Origin of the sequence: Caballeronia sp. LjRoot29 (assembly GCF_964252755.1) — a bacterium.
Classification (GTDB): Bacteria; Pseudomonadota; Gammaproteobacteria; order Burkholderiales; family Burkholderiaceae; genus Caballeronia.
Genome location: NZ_CAXUPU020000004.1, coordinates 344046 through 361052, shown reverse-complemented (window position 1 = coordinate 361052; position 17007 = coordinate 344046). Strand labels below are relative to the sequence as shown.

At 58.8% G+C, this 17007-nt stretch carries 17 protein-coding genes and 3 pseudogenes; 13 read left to right on the top strand and 7 right to left on the bottom strand.

What is annotated here, in order from left to right:
* Positions 1-906: 906 nt before the first annotated feature.
* Positions 907-1925, bottom strand: a pseudogene (locus ACSQ83_RS07435) (LysR family transcriptional regulator).
* Between the two features lie 129 nt (positions 1926-2054).
* On the opposite strand from ACSQ83_RS07435, the gene ACSQ83_RS07430 reads away from it, so the two are divergent.
* Positions 2055-2477 carry an SDR family oxidoreductase gene (locus ACSQ83_RS07430; RefSeq protein WP_436227685.1) on the top strand — a complete coding sequence of 141 codons (423 nt, stop codon included), beginning with the start codon at positions 2055-2057 and terminating at the stop codon, positions 2475-2477.
* On the opposite strand, the gene ACSQ83_RS07425 is transcribed toward ACSQ83_RS07430, so the two are convergent.
* The 4 genes from ACSQ83_RS07425 to ACSQ83_RS07410 all read right to left on the bottom strand — a co-directional run bounded on the left by ACSQ83_RS07425 (position 2465) and on the right by ACSQ83_RS07410 (position 5494).
* Entirely contained in the window at positions 2465-4000 is a 1536-nt protein-coding gene (locus ACSQ83_RS07425; RefSeq protein ID WP_436227684.1) for an MFS transporter, read from the bottom strand. The genes ACSQ83_RS07430 and ACSQ83_RS07425 overlap by 13 nt on opposite strands.
* A 75-nt stretch (positions 4001-4075) precedes the next feature.
* Positions 4076-4588: an EthD domain-containing protein gene (locus tag ACSQ83_RS07420; protein WP_436227683.1), complete on the bottom strand. Its 513-nt coding sequence runs from the start codon at positions 4586-4588 to the stop codon at positions 4076-4078.
* A 37-nt stretch (positions 4589-4625) separates the two neighbouring features.
* Entirely contained in the window at positions 4626-5021 is a 396-nt protein-coding gene (locus ACSQ83_RS07415) for a hypothetical protein (protein ID WP_436227682.1), read from the bottom strand.
* A 182-nt stretch (positions 5022-5203) separates the two neighbouring features.
* Positions 5204-5494, bottom strand: a complete 291-nt coding sequence (locus tag ACSQ83_RS07410) for a hypothetical protein (protein WP_436227681.1) — start codon at positions 5492-5494, stop codon at positions 5204-5206.
* Positions 5495-5689: 195 nt separating this feature from the next.
* Between ACSQ83_RS07410 and ACSQ83_RS07405 the strand changes: the two genes are divergently transcribed.
* The 3 genes from ACSQ83_RS07405 to ACSQ83_RS07395 all read left to right on the top strand — a co-directional run bounded on the left by ACSQ83_RS07405 (position 5690) and on the right by ACSQ83_RS07395 (position 7659).
* On the top strand, positions 5690-6361 hold the full coding sequence (locus ACSQ83_RS07405; RefSeq protein ID WP_436227680.1) for a TetR/AcrR family transcriptional regulator: 672 nt from the start codon (positions 5690-5692) through the stop codon (positions 6359-6361).
* A gap of 146 nt (positions 6362-6507) precedes the next feature.
* Positions 6508-7065, top strand: a complete 558-nt coding sequence (locus ACSQ83_RS07400) for a GNAT family N-acetyltransferase (protein WP_436227679.1) — start codon at positions 6508-6510, stop codon at positions 7063-7065.
* Positions 7066-7362: 297 nt separating this feature from the next.
* A complete protein-coding gene (locus ACSQ83_RS07395) occupies positions 7363-7659 on the top strand; it encodes a hypothetical protein (RefSeq protein ID WP_414950516.1) in 297 nt (98 codons plus the stop codon).
* 270 nt (positions 7660-7929) lie between these two features.
* Here ACSQ83_RS07395 and ACSQ83_RS07390 read toward each other — a convergent pair whose 3' ends face one another.
* A complete protein-coding gene (locus tag ACSQ83_RS07390) occupies positions 7930-8733 on the bottom strand; it encodes an AraC family transcriptional regulator (protein WP_436227678.1) in 804 nt (267 codons plus the stop codon).
* A 15-nt stretch (positions 8734-8748) separates the two neighbouring features.
* Positions 8749-9519: pseudogene (locus ACSQ83_RS07385) on the bottom strand (IS4 family transposase); the annotation flags it as partial.
* Between the two features lie 192 nt (positions 9520-9711).
* Here ACSQ83_RS07385 and fae point away from each other — a divergent pair.
* The 9 genes and pseudogenes from fae (at position 9712) to ACSQ83_RS07340 (ending at position 16871) form a co-directional block, all read left to right on the top strand.
* Positions 9712-10245: a formaldehyde-activating enzyme gene (gene fae / locus ACSQ83_RS07380; RefSeq protein WP_436227677.1), complete on the top strand. Its 534-nt coding sequence runs from the start codon at positions 9712-9714 to the stop codon at positions 10243-10245.
* 287 nt (positions 10246-10532) lie between these two features.
* Positions 10533-10670, top strand: a pseudogene (locus ACSQ83_RS07375) (branched-chain amino acid ABC transporter substrate-binding protein); the annotation flags it as partial.
* 291 nt (positions 10671-10961) lie between these two features.
* Positions 10962-11981: an AAA family ATPase gene (locus tag ACSQ83_RS07370; protein WP_436227676.1), complete on the top strand. Its 1020-nt coding sequence runs from the start codon at positions 10962-10964 to the stop codon at positions 11979-11981.
* A gap of 15 nt (positions 11982-11996) precedes the next feature.
* Positions 11997-12869, top strand: coding sequence for a DUF58 domain-containing protein (locus ACSQ83_RS07365; RefSeq protein WP_436227675.1), 873 nt, complete (start codon positions 11997-11999; stop codon positions 12867-12869).
* Positions 12866-13753, top strand: a complete 888-nt coding sequence (locus ACSQ83_RS07360; RefSeq protein WP_414968055.1) for a calcium incorporation protein MxaA — start codon at positions 12866-12868, stop codon at positions 13751-13753. The genes ACSQ83_RS07365 and ACSQ83_RS07360 overlap by 4 nt, the downstream gene beginning before the upstream one ends.
* Positions 13750-14730 (top strand): vWA domain-containing protein, encoded by a 981-nt coding sequence (locus ACSQ83_RS07355; protein WP_436227674.1) that lies wholly within the window; start codon positions 13750-13752, stop codon positions 14728-14730. Before ACSQ83_RS07360 ends, ACSQ83_RS07355 begins: the two co-directional genes overlap by 4 nt.
* Positions 14727-15272 (top strand): hypothetical protein, encoded by a 546-nt coding sequence (locus ACSQ83_RS07350; protein ID WP_436227673.1) that lies wholly within the window; start codon positions 14727-14729, stop codon positions 15270-15272. Before ACSQ83_RS07355 ends, ACSQ83_RS07350 begins: the two co-directional genes overlap by 4 nt.
* 86 nt (positions 15273-15358) lie before the next feature.
* Positions 15359-16255, top strand: coding sequence for an MxaL protein (locus tag ACSQ83_RS07345; protein WP_414968088.1), 897 nt, complete (start codon positions 15359-15361; stop codon positions 16253-16255).
* Between the two features lie 10 nt (positions 16256-16265).
* Positions 16266-16871, top strand: a complete 606-nt coding sequence (locus tag ACSQ83_RS07340) for a DUF3280 domain-containing protein (protein WP_414968056.1) — start codon at positions 16266-16268, stop codon at positions 16869-16871.
* Positions 16872-17007 lie beyond the last annotated feature (136 nt).

Sequence of the window (17007 nt, the reverse complement as noted above, 5' to 3'; positions counted from 1 at the left end):
AAAAATTAAGTGTCCACAGCGTGCAGTTTTTATTCATTGGTACCCGAAAAGCACGGTGCTCGCCAGAACCACCGATGTGTGAAACCCTCCTTCTCCGAACACCGATACCCACACGCTTCGCCACCAGTGATTGAACCCGCCCAAGGGACACCCCGCGCTATCCGCGTGAACCATCCACCGAATTTGTATGCACGTCAAGCCACGCCGCCACCCACCTCAAAACAAGGCCGCCAAAATTCGTTTGGCCGTAACCCCCAAAATAATGGCGCAAACCGAGCAGCCAACCCGCTAAGAACCGGAGCGGAAAATACCCCCGAAACCGTACGAACTCCTTGTTCTGAGCGACATCGACGTCGACCCTATAGCAACTAACGGCGTTCCATTATCTAAGGGCGGGTTCGCTTGAAGCCGCCCTTAGCCGCATGCGAGGCTCTGTGAAAATTAGACGCGTGCGTCTTATACCGGGCAACGCCCCCGCACGCATTTGCGATTGTCTTTTGCCAGCGCTGCGCCGAGCAGATCGGGGAGGGCATCCGGCGCCCGGCACGCTGTATCCGATGGGGGAGGGAGTACCGTTGCATGACGCAGCCACGCATTCCAACTCCGGAGCCCCACGTGGTCGCGACGCCACAGGTGTAACCATTCGTAAGCGCTATGTGGGGTCGCCCACATAGCGCCGGAGCACTCGCAATTATTATGGCCTCGCTGACCGACAAAAAGCGCCCAACGATCAAAAAAACGAATATTCAGAGGCAACAGGTCAGCTACGAGAGAAACATCATCGAGGCGGTAACGGGGGTTCCCGCTTCGATTTAAAGGCCCGGCATCGTCCGGGCCTTTTTCCATCCGGCGCTCGCCGATATTCCACCGAAGCAGGTGCGTCTTAACGCACTTAACTCCCTTGGATCATCGCCGGCGCGTCTTCCTACGCCCCTTCGCCACCGCCACCGCCACCGCCACCGCCACCGCCACCGCCACCGCCACCGCCACCGCCACCGCCAGTTCCCGCGCGTCCAGCACGTAGTCCGAAGACTGGGCCAACCGCTCCACCGTCAAGTCGATAAACGCCCGCACCCGCGACGGTTGCGCCGCGCGGCTTCCGTAGTACACATGCACGCTCATATGGTCGGTAACGTGGTCCGTGAGCAGCGGCACAAGCCGCCCCGAACGAATCAGAGGTGCCGCCGACAAGCCGGACAACAAGCCGATCACGTGACCCGACAGCACCGCCTCGGTCTCGAGCTGGGCATCGTTGGTCAATCACGCGGGCGGCAAGTCGTGGGAGATCACTTCGCCTCCGACCTTGAGAAGCCAGAGCAGGATTCGGCCGGTGCCGGGATGCCGGAACACGCTGCATCGATGCGACGCCAGCTGTTCAATCGACTTCGGCGCCCCATGTGCCGCAATATAGGCCGGCGCCGCACAGACGATCAGTTGCATGGCGAAAAGACGCCGAGCAACGAGGCCGTCCTCAGGCGCGGAACCAATGCGCAAGCCAACATCCACACGGTCCTGCACCCATTTGCCAATCCGGTCATCGAGTTTGACATCGGGCTGAACTTCGGGATGGCGGCGGCAAAACTCATCAACGAGAGGCCAAAGTATTGGCAGGAACGAGTACTTCGGGGCGACGATTCGCAACGGCCCGGCAATATCGTCCTTCGCCATGCGAATGCGGTCCACCGCGCGCTCCAGTGCGGCCGGCGCGGGCTGCGCGGCCTCGAGAAACTCCTGTCCCTCGGAAGCGGCGCGATGCTCTTTGTCGTGCGATGCAAAAGGCGCACGCCCAGCCGCTCTTCAAGCGCCGCGAGCGCCTGGCTCGCGGCCTGAGGACTGACGCCCTGGGCCGCCGCCGCACGCCGGATGCTGCCAAGTTCAATGGCCTTCGTGAAGGTCTCAATTGCGCGAAGTTCGCTAATGGGCACGCAGTGCTCCCCAATATTGTGAGTGGACAGTATCAACATGTCCTTGCTACTGGATCAAGGCTTGGCCCGCTAGTGGCTTGACACCGTGAAGTCTGCAGTCAAGTTCCACATCATCAGCAGGAGGGTTTCATGAGCGACCAGATCAACGGCAAAGTGATCGTTATTACCGGCGCCAGCAGCGGCCTGGGCCTTGCGGCCGCACGCCTGCTGAGCGCGCGTGGCGCGTGCGTCGTACTCGGCGCGCGGCGTATCGAGCGCTTGCAGCAACTAGCCGATGAATTGAACCGCACGGGACGCCGGGCGCTCGGCGTTGCCACCGACGTCACCGTGCTCGACGATGTGAAGCGTCTCGTCGATACCGCCGTGCAGACCTTCGGGCGTATCGACGTGATGATCAACGACGCGGGCCTCATGCCGCTTTCGCTGCTCGGGCGTCTGAAGGTTGACGACTGGGTCGAGTCCTTCGCGCGGGCGGTGGCCTTCGCTATCGACCAGCCGGACGACATGGACGTGAACAAGATCCTGTTCCGGCCCACGCGTCAGGTCTCTTGAGAATGAGGTAAGCCCCCGGACGCCCCGCCTTTCGGCTCATGGTCAAGCAGAAGCCATGCGCTGATGGCGCTTGCGAGCGCGAGACCCGATGCGATCAGCACGATCACGCGGAACCCGAAGACAAAGGACTCGCGCGCGGCCTCCATCACGCGGGCGTCCGGATTGACCGCTGCACCAAGAAGCGCGCGCTGCTCGTTCACCTGGTTCTGCGCGGCTTGAGAAAGACCAAGCGGTACAAGGTGCATGTCGAGCGATTGATTAAATAGCATTGTTAGGACAAGGCCGAAGACCGCGACGGCGAGTAGCCCGGCGACTCGCGAAATCGCGTTGTTCACCCCGGATGCAACTCCCGACTGATTCTCCGGAACGGCGTTCATGACCGACGTGGTCAGCGGGGCGACGCAAATCGCCATGCCCAGGCCAAGCACGATGACGGGCGCGAAGAAGGTGTGTAAGTACGGACCGCCAACTCCAGGCCATGCCAACAGCGCATATCCCGCAGCGACGATGACAGAGCCCAAGGTGAGTGGCACTCTCGCGCCGTAGCGTGCGACCAGTCCGCCGGTCCATCGTGAAAGCACGAAGATGATCAGGATCAACGGCAACAGCGCGGCGCCGGCCTTGGCCGCAGAATAATGATGGATCTGGATAAGGGTGAATGGCAGGAAATAAAGTATTCCCCCCAGTCCGGAATAGAGAAAGAACGTAATCAGGTTTGCGCCCGCAAATGTGCGCGACCTGAAAAGTGCCAATGGGACCATTGGAGCGCGGCATCGGGCCTCGCGAACCAGGAAGGCGATGAGTGCTATCACGCCGACCGACCCGGCAAGCAGAACGCCCGACGCCTTTTCGGAAGCCTCGATCAGTGCGTACGTGATTCCGGCGAGTCCTATCGATGCTAAGAGTGCTCCTGGCCAGTCCAGTGCTTTATCAAGTTTTTCGTTTTTGCTTTCATTGACTCTCCATAGCGCGATGCCCACGACGACTGCCGCTAGCGGCAGGTTGAGCAGGAATACTGATCGCCACGAAAGGTGTTCGACCAGCCAGCCTCCAAGGACGGGACCACCTGCGCCCATCATTGCTGTGAATCCCGACCAGGTGCCGATCGCGCGTCCGCGCGAGCTTGCCGGGTAGGCCGAGCTGATGAGTGACAAGCTGCCGGGCACAAGGAAGGCGGCACCGATTCCCTGGACTGTCCGGGCAGCGATCAATCCTTCGATAGAACCCGCGAACGCGCACCATGCCGATCCGGCTGCGAATAAAACCGTACCGAACAGGAAGACCATTTTCCTGCCGTAGCTATCGCCGAATGAACCGCCGACGAGCAGCAGCGACGCCAGCGACAGGGCATAAGACTCAACCACCCACTGAAGTTCTCCCGAGGTCGCGTGAAGCCCGCTCTGTATTGCAGGCAGCGCGATATTGACAACCGTACCGTCGATAAACGCGAGGCTCGATCCAAGGATCGCGGCGATCAATACCCAGACGTTGCCCTCAGGTGCGCGCTGATAGGAAGGTTTCATGAGGCTTAAAGTAACACGTCGGCTCACGGCACTGGGACATCAGAACGCCTCGAATACTCTGGAAGGATTGCGTGCCTATCGCGGGGCAAACTTGGCGGTGACTTTCTCGTCGAGCTGATTCACCGCGCCCAACGTGGTGGTGAGTACTGCAGGCCGGCTTCCTCGCAAGCCAGCTAATGTTGGACGGCCGTCACGGACGAACGTGTAGAACCCGGTCACGAGATACACGCCCATGGCGTCGATGTATCGCGCCTGTTCGCCCAGTACTTCCTTGAACGTTGGAGATGAAAACAGCGACTTTGCCGCTAACGGGCTGGCGAATGCAATTTCCGCAATCGCCAGATTCAGTCTGTCAGCTTCAATCCGGCGAACACCATTGGCAAGAGGCCAGGAGTTCGCGTAATGGTCGCGGTCGAAGTGCTGTTGAACGTAGAAGTTGAGTTCCGGCAAGCGCGAGCAGAGCGTTGAATGCACGTCGCGCCAGTAATTCGAAAAGGCTTCTTGAGGGAGACCGTCCCGCCTTCTCACGGAAGCGTAGACGTTATGTTTGACGACCTTGTCACGAGCAGAGAAATCGGGCTGATTCATCAAAACTCCCGAGCGATGGTGGCGCCTTGGTCAAGCGTTACGCGACTTTGTCCAGCAGCACCTTTGGATCGAAGTAAGCCACAAGTAGCCGATGCGCCTGACCCTCTGACACATCCCAATGCTCGGAAATCAGAATTGATTCGTCAGTTCCCTGGACGCCAATCCGGATCAGGGCCACGACGTGTTCACCCTGTACGGTCAGGCTCTCGTACGACAGCCTCACGGCATCGAGTGTCTTTGCCACCTGGGGAAGAATGGACACGTACCCGGCTTTGTCATATTGACCACCCCAAGGAAGATAGTCGGGAACGAACAATATGAAGCCCTCAGCGGTGTACTTTTCGAAGTCCACGATCCGGCCTTCAGCAGCGCCTCGATAAAACGTTTTGACAACCGCCAGCGCATCCGCCTCTTTGGTAGCGAGATCGTGCATGTTTGCGACTCTCCCCGTGACGGATGCCTGACTATACGCTCGTGTTGCAACGTAAATATTAGCCTTGGCCGCTTGAAGCGAATAAAAGTCCAGGCGCCACGCTCGCGTTGAGCACCTAAGTCAGGATTACCGATAGCTCGGGCGGGGAGTGCCATGCAAACGCCGGGTGAGGAACCAGTTGCTTACTTGCGTGGCTGATCGTCCGCCATCTGCACCGGTTCCTCGGCGACGACCGACGTCAACACAGTAGAAGGCAAGTGCCGCATGTCGCTCGGGCTGACCTTGCCGGCGAACTTCCAGCCGCCCGGCAGCTTGACGAAGGTGAAGCCGGTTGGCTTGTCGACGAATACGTCGAAGTTTTTCGCGGGCGCCGCAGCCGCCTGTGGGCTGGCTCCGGGAGCCGTCTGCGCGAAGACGGTGGTTGAGGCCATTACGATTGCGGCAGCAACCAAGGTGCGAAGTACGGGTTTCATTTTGAACTCCATTTCAATTGAGGAAGGGCAGTGCCGACGACGGTACTGCCCGATCGTCGCATAAATTCCCTATATATGTGTCGATCGATACAGAATATTAAACCTCAAAAATTGATCCGAATCCAGATTTTCGTTATGATCGTTACAAAATAGCGATTCAGGATCGTGACCTGACCGGAGACTTGGAGAAATATGATGAATAGCTCAGTTGATGAAGGAGCTTCGAAGAGGCGCGGCAGGCCCCGAACCTTCGACCGCCAGGCCGCGCTGACATCCGCGATGGAAATGTTCTGGCTGAAGGGTTTCGACGGTTGTGCGATCAGCGACCTGACTGTCGCCATGAACATCAACTCGCCAAGTCTCTACGCCGCATTCGGCAGTAAGGAAGACCTGTTTCGTGAAGCAATCGACCTCTACGGGACGCTTGAGGGCGAAGCGACAAGGTTTGCGTTAGCTGGGCCACGCGGCATCCGGGAAGCGCTCAGCGCGATGCTCAAGCGTAGCGTTGAAATGTTCACGCGCGGTCCGCAGCCACGCGGTTGCATGGTGATGCTTGGCGCGCTGAATGTGAGTGCCGACCAGAAGGAGCTTCGCGCGCTGCTGCACAAACGGCAGAAGCAGATTGTCGACTTGATCTGCAAGCGCATGAAGCTGGCGGTCGATGATGGCGAAATCGCGCCGTCGGTGGACATCGATGCGTTGTCGATGATGTGCGCAGTGTTGTTTACCGGCCTGGCCGTCCACGCTCATGATGGAGCCGGCCGCGCGAAGCTGAATTCGGCGATCAATGCCTTCGTCGCTACTTTGCCGGTGACAGGTAAGTCCAAGACGGTGCCGCGCGTTGCGGCTGGAAAAAAGGCGTCGTAATAACTGCCGGTGGATGATGCGCAAAGCGGTCGTCCACCAGGATCATTGCCCATCAGCTTTTGGTGAGCGGCCGCAACCGGTCATTCGTCAGCGCCCGCAGATTGCCAACAATGCTAATTGTTCAAAAAAATAGAGTTGACCAGGTAATGGACAAAATTGAAACCGGAGCGATTCGAATAGAGTTGAACAATGTGATTCTTCGAGATTTTCGGCCCGCGGACCTGATCCAATATCAACAACTCAGAAGCGATCCGAAAATGCATCGTTTCTATAGCGAGGATGACTCCTCGGAGCAGCGTGCGGGCCAACTGCTGCAGATGTTCATCGAACAAGCCGACAGTCTGCCAAGGACCAAATTTCAATTTGCCCTGGAGTCAGGAGGGGAACTCGTCGGTACTTGCGGCATCCGCTTAGAGTCACCTGGCGATGCTTCCATCGGATGCGAAATTGGCCGGCAATGGCAATGGTCCGGGCTAGCTCGAAAGGCTGCTGCCGGAATACTTGAATTTGGCTTTGGCACGCTGTGCGTCGAGCGAATTTATGCGGAGACGATCTCCGACAACCGCGCCGCAATCAAGTTATGCAACGCTGTCGGAATGACTGTCACAGCAGAGCGCATTGGGGATCGAACGTTCAAGGGCCGGACGTGGAACACGACAACTATGTCTATTAGTCGGGAAGCATGGGACGGTAAGCGAGCTTAGGCGTTGTCGTCAATGAAGAGGGAGTTCGTTTGCAAGTTTCCTCACCGGGGTTCCGCTCTACGGGTAATTTTCTAAACAGGCACCCAATCAATTTTCTGGCTCGTCACTAGACACGCAGCGCTCAATGGTGGAGCACTAGGCAAGATTGCGCTCGCCCATCAGCGCTTAACGCCGGGATTTCCCCGAAAATAGAAATTCACCCTTGCGGAGAATGCGCTTAATTATGAGCGACCGCTTTCCTACAATGGCAATGGATCGTATGTGTCGAAATTCCAATTCAATTAAGGAGACGGGGTCATGAACAAGGCAACCAGTACATTAATCGCGGCCGTCGCTGCACTCACGTTGTCAGGCGGCGCTTATGCACAGAGCAACAACTCGCTGGCGCGACCAAGTGTGACGTCGCCGGTCGCTGCAACGGGCGGCGGCTATGGCACGCCAGGGGACGCCAACTCGGACAGTGGCCACGCCGCTGCGTCGTCGAATTCGGGCACGCAAAATAGCGCTAATGGATCGACGCCTGCGGCTACTGTTTGGCCGAGCAACAATTCACTGGCGCGACCGAGCGTAGTATCGCCGGCTGCAGGCCAGTAATAGCTGATAGCGATGACAATTTCGCCTGGAATTGTCATCGCCAATAGATTCTAAGCGGGTGACCGATCGTTAATGCATGGGTAAAGCATTAACGAGTAGACGCTGGGCAGTCTTAACGGCTTAGTTCAAGAGGGCTGACCGACCTGACATGTTGTACTTGTGCTGTACTCGCCACGCTGAGCAGGTTTGTCGGCGTGGAGCAACGCGTGCATACACGTCTCGCACTGTCCCTATCGCGGCCTTCGCAGCGTGATCCTGATCCTGATCCTGTTAGGCCGGCTTTTCCGTCGAGACACGGATCCGATAGGCCCTAGGCGAGCAGCCATGGATCTTCTTGAATGCAGTGCTAAATGAAGCTTCGGATTCGTAGCCAACTTCATCTGCAATTCGCGCGAGGCTAGTTTCCCTATCCGTAAGCCGATCGACGGCGATCTGCATTCGCCATCGAGTCACATAGTCCAATGGCGTGGTTCCCACCGCCTGCCTGAACTTCGCGGCGAAACTCGAACGGGACATGCCGGCTATTCCTGCCATGTCAATTACCGTCCAACGATGACGAATATCCTTGTGCGTCGCATTGATAGCGGCGCTCAACTGCGGATCATTCAACGCGGAAAGCCATCCATGGTTCATGGTTTTTGTTGATGCGAGATGCAACCGCAAAACCTGAATGAGCATGATGTGCGCGAGATGCTCAGCAGTCAGCGAATGACCTGGTTGATTGTTCCGCAGTTCTTGCGCGAGAAAATCGAGTGACCATCGAAGCACTGACGCCTCGCTCGACGCGGCGCTCACCGGGACCACCGCGGGGAGATATTCGAAAAGCCTGTCGATACCACTTCCCGCCAACGAAAAATGCCCCGCGACCAAAAAACAATCGGCGCCTGTCTGGCATCGTGCAATGCCTTGCGCATCGTAAGACAGCGCGTCCAGATAATTCACCGGCGGAATTGAAGGGTCGCTGGCAAGCACGAATGACCGGCCGCTCGTCAGTAAAAAGCAGTCTCCTTCGACAAGACGATAGGGTGCGCTTTCTCCATCGGAAAGAAGCCAGCATGAGCCCTTCAAAACCATGCCCTTATACAGAAGTCAGGCATCGTCTTCGCGAAGTGCTCGAATGGTCGAGGCGGCATCCATGGTTCGCTGCATGCCAATCCAGAGGGTTTTCGCACCGGGTTCACCATCGCTCTTACGGCCCAGAAAACCACCCAGTGAAGCATTCAGGCGAATGATTTGATTAAGTGTGATGGGAGTTTTTGGTCGCGGCTTCTTGGCCAGCAGGAAAGCACCGCGTATCTCATCGGCGTCGAAGAACAACGAGGCATCCATCTCAGGACAGGTCCTGCCCAAACGCATCAGCCGGGCAATGCGCCATGCCACCACCATGTACAACGCCAGAGCCCGCTCCACGCGGTCGATTTGCGAGAGTTGGAGCGCTTCTACCTTGCAGCCGTTCTTCAGAACATGGAAGAACATCTCGACCTCCCATCGCGCTCGATACCAGTCGATGAGCTCGACCACGGCATCAATGTTGTCTGCTTCCCGGTTCGTCAGCAGGCGCCACACCACAGGCCTCATGCTCGCCGGCGCTCCAATTTCCTGCGCCAGCACGCAGGTGACAGTGGGCCCGCTCGCCCCTGGTAGCTTCACGCGTTGGGCTCGTAACGTCTGTGTGACTTCGCGCGCCTTTTGGCCCGCGCGTCCCGGTAGGATGAAGCTGATCTCGCCCAGCACTGCGCTCGCCTCGACCGTCTCCCACAACCGGCTCGCCTCGCTCACGGAAGTGACGACTTCCTCACGCGACTTGCGTGCCTTCGGAGAGATGCTCAGGCGCCGATGATGGACCATTCGAGCCAGCAATAGGCACGGACAATGCCGGCGGCGCCGCATATCCGGAACACTTGCCTCGTGAATCGTGTTTGCCACTCTGCCACTCTGTCCCGAAGACGATACATGTTGCGCACTGCCATGCCTCCCCGGGCGTGTCGGATTGAATGGCATCGTCCTTGCATGCTACGAATCCTTGGTGTCCAACTAAGAAGGAGGTCGGCAATGAATCTCGATTTGACGTTCCGCACAGGCGAAGCCACGGTGTTCGCCGCACCCGGCCAAGTGACTGACGCGATGCCCGAAATCCTGTTAGGCCGTGTTGACGGACCCGCCGGTCACGCGTTCGCCAACATGATGGCGCAGAGCAAGGGGCACACGGCCATGTTCGCGATCCGCGCCTGCAATCAGATGGTGCGTCCCGCCACGATGATCGTCCCCAAGGTGACGCTCAGGGACATGACCACCATCGAGCTATTCGGCGGCGTGGTGCAGTCGGCGACGGCCGATGCAATAGTCGATTGCCTGATCGAAGGCATCTTGCCGAAAGATCAGGCCAACGAGTTATGCATCATCAGTCTCGTGTGGATCGATCCGCGTTGCGCCGCGGAGACGAACCTCGACAAGAGGGACATGTATCGCACGAACTACGAGGCGACCAAACTCGCCATTCAGCGGGCGATGAACAACGAACCAAGTGTCGACACGCTGATCGCCAACCGGCACAGCATCAAGCACGATATGGACGACTGGAGCTGAAGCGCGTTCTTGCGATGCACAGCTCAATGATGTGATCTTTTGCAACGGCGTAGGGTTGTTGGCACAGGCCCACCCTACTTGGGATCATGTTTATTATTCCGGTAGCATTTGGATTCCTAACGGTTAACCTCGCTTCCCGACGTTCGTCCTTCATCACGCCTGCGTCTGCTTGATCGCGTCAAATTTCTTGTCATGCATCATATTTCGATTTACGGAATGGATTGATACGTTGAGCCTATCAGGAGTTGGTGAATCAGGAAGGGCGTTTTCCAACCTTCAACATGGTGATTGCTTCAAAGATCTATAGCGATGCCGGTATCGTGCAGATCTCGCCGTCGTCGACCAACCCGGGTTATACGCAACAAGGCTTCAAGACAACATATCGTGTTGTGGCAACCGATGCACAACAAGGTCCGGCACTTGCCATGCAGGAGGAAGCGACCGTTTCACGCTCAGATGGCAAAGCGTGACGGCGCAAAACCTCGGTCGTGCCCGCCACCTTAACAACCCACGAAGTCCGATCGCAGACACAACGTGTCCCGCATGCTGTGACAGTGTGTTTCTCTGTCGCTCACAACTGGCTGATTAAAATCCTCACTGACAAGTCTCCGAACAATAATTCATCGGCTACTTAAACTCGGTACGACTTTTGCATTCCCTCGTTCCGGCGCGTTGTTTCCTTTCATCGTGCCGCGATGCAACAGGAGACCTGGCCGATGGCTTTCGAGGAGCAACTACAGGACTGGCGCGAGAGTGCGTTACGGGTGGAACTGAGCGTCACAAACGCCGTCGCCGGCCAGCAGGACATCATCCGCTTGATCAATGTCGCGCTGTTTGCGCGCGGTCACGTGCTGCTGGAAGGGGGCGTAGGTGTCGGCAAGACCACCGTGCTGCGCGCATTTTCGCGGGCCATTGGTGGAGGCTTCGGGCGCGTGGAAGGCACCATCGACATGATGCCGGGTGACCTCATCTATCACACGTATGTGGACGCCGAAGGAAGACCCCGGATCGATCCCGGTCCTTTGCTGCGTCACGGCGAAAACCTGACCACGTTCTTCTTCAACGAGATCAACCGGGCGCGGCCGCAAGTCCAGTCGCTCCTGCTGCGGGCGATGGCCGAGCGTTCCGTTTCGGCGTTCGACCGCGAATATCACTTCCCTCACATGACGGTGTTCGCCGATCGGAACAAGGTTGAGCGCGAGGAAACGTTCGAGCTGGCATCGGCTGCACGCGACCGGTTTTTGTTCGAGCTGAACATGCCGACGCCGACAGATCCCGAAGTCAGACGCGCGCTGGTTTTCGATCCTGTTTTCCACGATGTCGACGCGTTGCTCGAACGGGTGACGCCGGGCGTGGTCCGATGGGCGGAGTTGAACGATATCGGCGGCAGCATTCAACGCAACGTGAGCGCCAGCGCGACAATCGAGCGCTACGTGCTCGACATCTGGCGCGCGACTGAGAATCCGCAGCAATTCGATATCGCACTTGACGGCGTCGACATGGAGCGCCTGATCCTCGTTGGCGCGAGTCCACGCGGCATGAGCGCGCTCTTGCGGGCGGCGCGCGTGGTCGCGTGGCTGGCCGGGCGCACGCATGTGGTACCAGAGGATATTCACGCTGTGCTGTTGCCCGCGCTTGGGCATCGCGTGTTCTTCACGCCAATCTACGAACTGCGCCGGCAGGAACTTGCGGAAGCGTTAGTCGCGCAGATCATGGCGAGAGTCGCGGTGCCGTAATCTCATGAGGACATCATGAATACGCTCAGCGCGATGCCAGAGTTTCACTACCGGTTGCCGATGTGCGCCGGTGGCTCGCGACCCGGATCGCATCCCGGTTCGAGCTTCGGCGCGGGTCAGGCATTCGCGATGCACGCGCGTCTTTTCGATCATCCGGATCCGCGCCGTATCGATTTACGCGCAAGTTTGCGGGCCATTCCCGCCGAGTGGCTCGTTCGCGTTCATCTGCAACGCGTGTCCGTACCGGTCTATGTCGTGATCGACGTATCAGCGTCGATGCACTTCGGGCAGATCAAGTCCAAGCTCGACGTTGCGGCGGATTTTGTCGCCGCGCTGGGGTACAGCGCATTCCGTGCGGGCGATCAGGTCGGCATGCTCGCGTTCGATGCCGCCGAACGTGAGGAACTCTATTCACCGGCGCGCTATGGTCAGGGTGTAGGCGACGTAATGGCGGCCACCGTGCGCCGTGCGGCGCAATCGCCCGGCGTGGCAGGTGGTATCGATGGGCTTGAAAAATCGGTCGCGAAACTTGCCGGGCGGCAGGGCATTGTCTTCATTGTCTCGGACTTTCATTGGCCGCTGCAACGGCTGCCGAAGATACTCGACACGTTGACCCATGCGTACGTTATTCCGATGGTCGTATGGGACCGCGCGGAAGTGGAGCCGCCGGAGCATGGCGCGCTGCTAGCCATCGACGATGCCGAAACGGGAGAACGCCGGACATTGTGGCTGCAAGGAAAAACTCGTCGAGATTGGCGCGACGCGGCCGCGCGGCGGCGTGCCGAAATCGACCGGCTCTTCGATAAGCGCGGGATTCGGCCGTTCTACCTTCAGGGTGAATTCAATGCCGAATCGTTGTCGCGATACTTCCTGGAAGCGGTCGCATGAGCCCATTCGCGCGTCCGCCGATCCTGGTCATCATGACAGTAATCCTAAGCATGACAAACGCTGCGATAGGGGCGCCTTCATCGGCGACGGTTGAGCAACCGCGCGCATTCGGCTACACGGTCGGCGATGTGCTTTCGCAACGCATCCTGCTTCCTTCGGGCACGGCCGGTTCAGGCAGTGACGATTCGAGCGCCGCCGCGACGCCATCGACTGGGCGCATCGGCATCTGGTTCGAGCGCCGCCATCCGCGCATTGAAACGGATGGAGAAGGGCGGCGATGGATGGTCGTTGACTATCAGATCGTGAACGCGCCGCAAACGCTCATCACTATTGCTCTCCCGGCCCTGACTTTGGGATCGCTACAAGTGCCGGAATGGCCGGTGAGCGTGAGTCCGCTCACACCAAATACGGCATTCGGCATGGGCGAGCTCCAATCGCTGCGCCCCGACCGGCCGGCTCCGCTACCCGCGATTGCGCCGCTGCGCAGGCAGACCCTTTGGGCGCTCGGCTTGCTCGTTTTAACGCTTGCCGCATGGTTCGGCTGGTGGAAATGGCGTAACACACGCGAAGCGGCGAGCTTGCCGTTTGCCCGCGCATACATGGAGATGCAGCGCCTTGCGTCATCCCAACCTGATAAAAACGCGCGCGGGTGGCTGTGTCTGCATCGTGCATTGAACGAGACGGCGGGGCAGGTCGTGCATGCCGGTTCATTGCCAGGCTTGCTTGCAAGAGCACCGCATTTGCAAGCGCTGCAGCCGCAACTCGAACGCTTCTACCAGCAGTCCGGCGAGCGTTTCTTTGCTTCGGGTTCCGCCGATGAAAACTTTCCCTTGCTCGACTTGAGCCGCTCGCTTTATCGCGCGGAGAGGCGTCAGCAGCAATGACTTCCCCTATCGACTTCGCGCATCCCTACGTGCTTGCCCTACTGCCGCTCGCGTGCCTTCCGTTGCTGCGCCGACGCAGCGATACGCTGAGCTTTTCATATATTGGATGGCTGCCGGTCGATCGGATTGGACGTACTGTCGGAATGATATGGCGAGGCTGCGCGGTCCTGGCGATACTTGCCATAGTCATCGGTCTCGCGGGCCCAGGCCGTTCCAATATGCAGGTTCTGCACACCGGCACCGGCGCCGAAATTCTCATCCTGATGGACCGGAGTTCCAGCATGGACGACGCCATGGGGCGACAGCCCATCGACTCCCGGGGCATGTCGAAGAATGAAGTCGCTCGCCGCGCAATAACCCGTTTCGTCGATGATCGTCCGAACGACCGGCTCGCATTCATGATGTTCGGCATCAGCCCCATACCGGTCATTCGCTTCACGGAAAATCACAAGATTATTCAGGATGCGATAGCCGGCACGGGCATTGGCCGGGGCATGGCGGACACGCAGCTCGATCGCGGTTTGCGCGCGGCGATCGGACAATTTGACGGACGTCGTTACGATGGTCATCGGGTAATCGTACTTGTCTCGGACGGCGGCGCAAGACTCGACGCACAAGCGCGTCGCGACATAGAAGAAGGCCTTGAGCGCAATCAGATCGACTTGTATTTCATCTACTTGCGCAGTGGCGTGTACAGCCCCGACCTGCGGGCGGTCGCCGCGAACGATACCTCCGCCGAGGCCGAGCTGCACCGGTTTTTTCTGACGTTGAAGTCGCCGTATCACCTCTATCAAGCAAACGATGCCGATGCGATGGCCGCTGCCATGAACGATATCAACCGGCAGCAAAAATATCAGGTGTCGTTTGTCGAGCGGTTGCCGAGACAGGACCGCAGTCCTTATTGTTTTGCGGCCGCGCTGGTCTTCTGCACGTTCCTGTTCGCGTTGCATCTGCTTCAGGTCAGGAGTTGGGCATGAAACGCTCCTGGGCTCACATCGCGTTTGGACTGGTTGCGCTGGGTTGCGCGGCGGTGGCTATGGATGGCGCATTACGCATGAAGCATGCTGAAGATGTGCGTCAGGCTGTTGCCCAAGCAGGCGTCTTGACGAGCGCGTCGTCCCATCTCGCCGATCTACCCGAGGCTCAGTTGACCCGTGCGATGGCGCTTTCGAAGGCGGGCGCTTACGCTGACGCGCAGAGGCTCTATGAGGCACTGATACAAGACGACGCCAACAGCGAGTTGGCGCATGCCGCGGTTTTTAACCTGGGCAATATGTATCTGCGTCAAGCGACGGGCGAGGGAAATCCCGGTCCGGTCAAATCCTTGCCTTTACTGGAACAGGCGAAGCAACGATACCGTCAGTTGCTGCGCGTTGCGCCTGGCGACTGGGACACGCGCTACAACCTCGAACGTGCGTTATGGCGCGCTCCGGAAGAGACCGAGAGTGCCGACGAGCCAGACATCAAGGAGCAGCACGACGTCAAGTTGCGCGGCGCGCAGGCCGAGGATCTGCCGTGAAAATTGCCCTAACCGGACGAAGCCTCTTCAGCCGGCAACAGTGGCCGATCGTGCTCGCGCTGCTGTTGCTGATCGCCGCGCTTGCAATGCCGCCTGTCATTTTGCCGCGCGATACCGCGCGTTACATCGTCACCTTCGATATTACGCAGAGTATGGACACCGAGGACGTGGGTGCGAGCGATGCGCCGTTGAGCCGGCTTGAATTCGCCCGTGCCGCCACGCGCGAAACGTTGGGGAAATTGCCTTGCGGATCGAAGGTCGGATGGAGCGTGTTTACCGGGCAGCGCACGTTGCTGTTGTTGCCGCCCGTTGAAGTCTGCAGCAATTTCGACACGCTGCTGTCGTCGTTGAATGAAATCGATGGGCGCATGCGCTGGACCAACTGGAGCCGCGTGGCCGAGGGCGGCATCTACTCGGCGGTGCGGACAGCGCAGCAAGTCGGGCCGGATACCGCGGTGATCTTCATGACCGATGGTCAGGAAGCGCCCCCTGTGTTGCCATCGAATGACCGGGTGCGCGAAATAGCCAGCGGGAAGGTTCATGGCTGGCTTATCGGCGTGGGCGGGGACCAGCCCGCCAATATTCCAAAGACCGATGCCAACGGCAACAGGGTGGGGTTCTGGCACGCCGACGATGTGATCCAGGTCCCGACCATCCCCGGCAAGCCGGCCACGGCAGAAAGCCACGAGGAGTTATCGCAACTGCGGGGGGAGTACCTTGCCTCAGTGGCGTCACGGATTGGCTTCAAGTATCAGCGGTTGCTTGGGGCCGAAGCGTTGACCCATGCCATGCTCGATCCGCAGTTGATGCACCGGGAGCCGGCGGCGACCCATCTTAATTGGTGCCCCGCGTTGCTTGCGTTGCTGTTGTTGACGTGGCGATTTCTTCCGTGGCGGAGCCTGCGGGGTTTCCGTTCAAAGCGGCCGCAGACGGTGAGCAGTTCAGCGTCAACTGCCAGCCCTAAACGAGCGTTGACTGGCTAGGAGTTGCGGCATGGAAGATCGAATCATCGACTCGTGGATACCAGCAGCCATGCTGCAGTTGCCAAGCGTTTTACATCATGGAGCACGGCGCGCATTGCGCGTTCTGCGTGGCGTCGCGCTATGTCTTGCAGCAACAACTGCCGGATCGCATGCGATGGCTGCGCCGCGGTCGATTGCTGTGATCGACTGCACGCTTATCGACGATAACGCTTCTTACAACGACGCCGATACCAACCGTACGCAACAGGCTCGCATTGTCTTGATCAGCAATGACCTGCGTGCCCAGTTGCGTGACCGCCAGCTTTTTCGCGTCGCCGATAACGCCCCCGCGAGCGCCATGATTACGCAACTTACAGCGGCGCAGAATATGAACGCGTGCAACGGTTGCGAGCGGGAAGTTGGACGCAAACTTGGCGTTGAGCGCGTCGGCGTGTGCTGGGTGCAGAAAGTCAGCAACCTGATCATCAACATCAATCTTCGCGTGGAAGACGTGACGTCGGGCAAGACCCTGTTCGAGCGCTCGGTCGATATCCGCGGCAACACGGATTTGTCATGGCGCCGCGGCGTCAAGGCGCTGGTCGATCGTCTCGCCGACGACCCCGACGCAACGCGATAGACCCGCGGACGCGCTGTCGAAAAGACGCTTTCGGGAGAATCTCCCGCCCCGATCCGTTGTCAAGTACCGCCTTGATGGGCTAAGTTGGCCTTTGGGTCCGCGACGTCCGAAGACATCCGGTGTACCTTGCAAAGAA

What these genes read in the sequence shown, in the direction of transcription:
- ACSQ83_RS07365 (WP_436227675.1), top strand. Translation starts at nt 11,997, where the DNA reads ATGAATACGCTCAGCGCGATGCCAGAGTTTCACTACCGGTTGCCGATG.
- ACSQ83_RS07415 (WP_436227682.1), bottom strand. Translation starts at nt 5,021, where the DNA reads ATGCACGATCTCGCTACCAAAGAGGCGGATGCGCTGGCGGTTGTCAAA.
- ACSQ83_RS07405 (WP_436227680.1), top strand. Translation starts at nt 5,690, where the DNA reads ATGAATAGCTCAGTTGATGAAGGAGCTTCGAAGAGGCGCGGCAGGCCC.
- fae (WP_436227677.1), top strand. Translation starts at nt 9,712, where the DNA reads ATGAATCTCGATTTGACGTTCCGCACAGGCGAAGCCACGGTGTTCGCC.
- ACSQ83_RS07390 (WP_436227678.1), bottom strand. Translation starts at nt 8,733, where the DNA reads ATGGTTTTGAAGGGCTCATGCTGGCTTCTTTCCGATGGAGAAAGCGCA.
- ACSQ83_RS07350 (WP_436227673.1), top strand. Translation starts at nt 14,727, where the DNA reads ATGAAACGCTCCTGGGCTCACATCGCGTTTGGACTGGTTGCGCTGGGT.
- ACSQ83_RS07420 (WP_436227683.1), bottom strand. Translation starts at nt 4,588, where the DNA reads ATGAATCAGCCCGATTTCTCTGCTCGTGACAAGGTCGTCAAACATAAC.
- ACSQ83_RS07370 (WP_436227676.1), top strand. Translation starts at nt 10,962, where the DNA reads ATGGCTTTCGAGGAGCAACTACAGGACTGGCGCGAGAGTGCGTTACGG.
- ACSQ83_RS07410 (WP_436227681.1), bottom strand. Translation starts at nt 5,494, where the DNA reads ATGAAACCCGTACTTCGCACCTTGGTTGCTGCCGCAATCGTAATGGCC.
- ACSQ83_RS07425 (WP_436227684.1), bottom strand. Translation starts at nt 4,000, where the DNA reads ATGAAACCTTCCTATCAGCGCGCACCTGAGGGCAACGTCTGGGTATTG.
- ACSQ83_RS07345 (WP_414968088.1), top strand. Translation starts at nt 15,359, where the DNA reads ATGCCGCCTGTCATTTTGCCGCGCGATACCGCGCGTTACATCGTCACC.
- ACSQ83_RS07355 (WP_436227674.1), top strand. Translation starts at nt 13,750, where the DNA reads ATGACTTCCCCTATCGACTTCGCGCATCCCTACGTGCTTGCCCTACTG.
- ACSQ83_RS07430 (WP_436227685.1), top strand. Translation starts at nt 2,055, where the DNA reads ATGAGCGACCAGATCAACGGCAAAGTGATCGTTATTACCGGCGCCAGC.
- ACSQ83_RS07360 (WP_414968055.1), top strand. Translation starts at nt 12,866, where the DNA reads ATGAGCCCATTCGCGCGTCCGCCGATCCTGGTCATCATGACAGTAATC.
- ACSQ83_RS07395 (WP_414950516.1), top strand. Translation starts at nt 7,363, where the DNA reads ATGAACAAGGCAACCAGTACATTAATCGCGGCCGTCGCTGCACTCACG.
- ACSQ83_RS07400 (WP_436227679.1), top strand. Translation starts at nt 6,508, where the DNA reads ATGGACAAAATTGAAACCGGAGCGATTCGAATAGAGTTGAACAATGTG.
- ACSQ83_RS07340 (WP_414968056.1), top strand. Translation starts at nt 16,266, where the DNA reads ATGGAAGATCGAATCATCGACTCGTGGATACCAGCAGCCATGCTGCAG.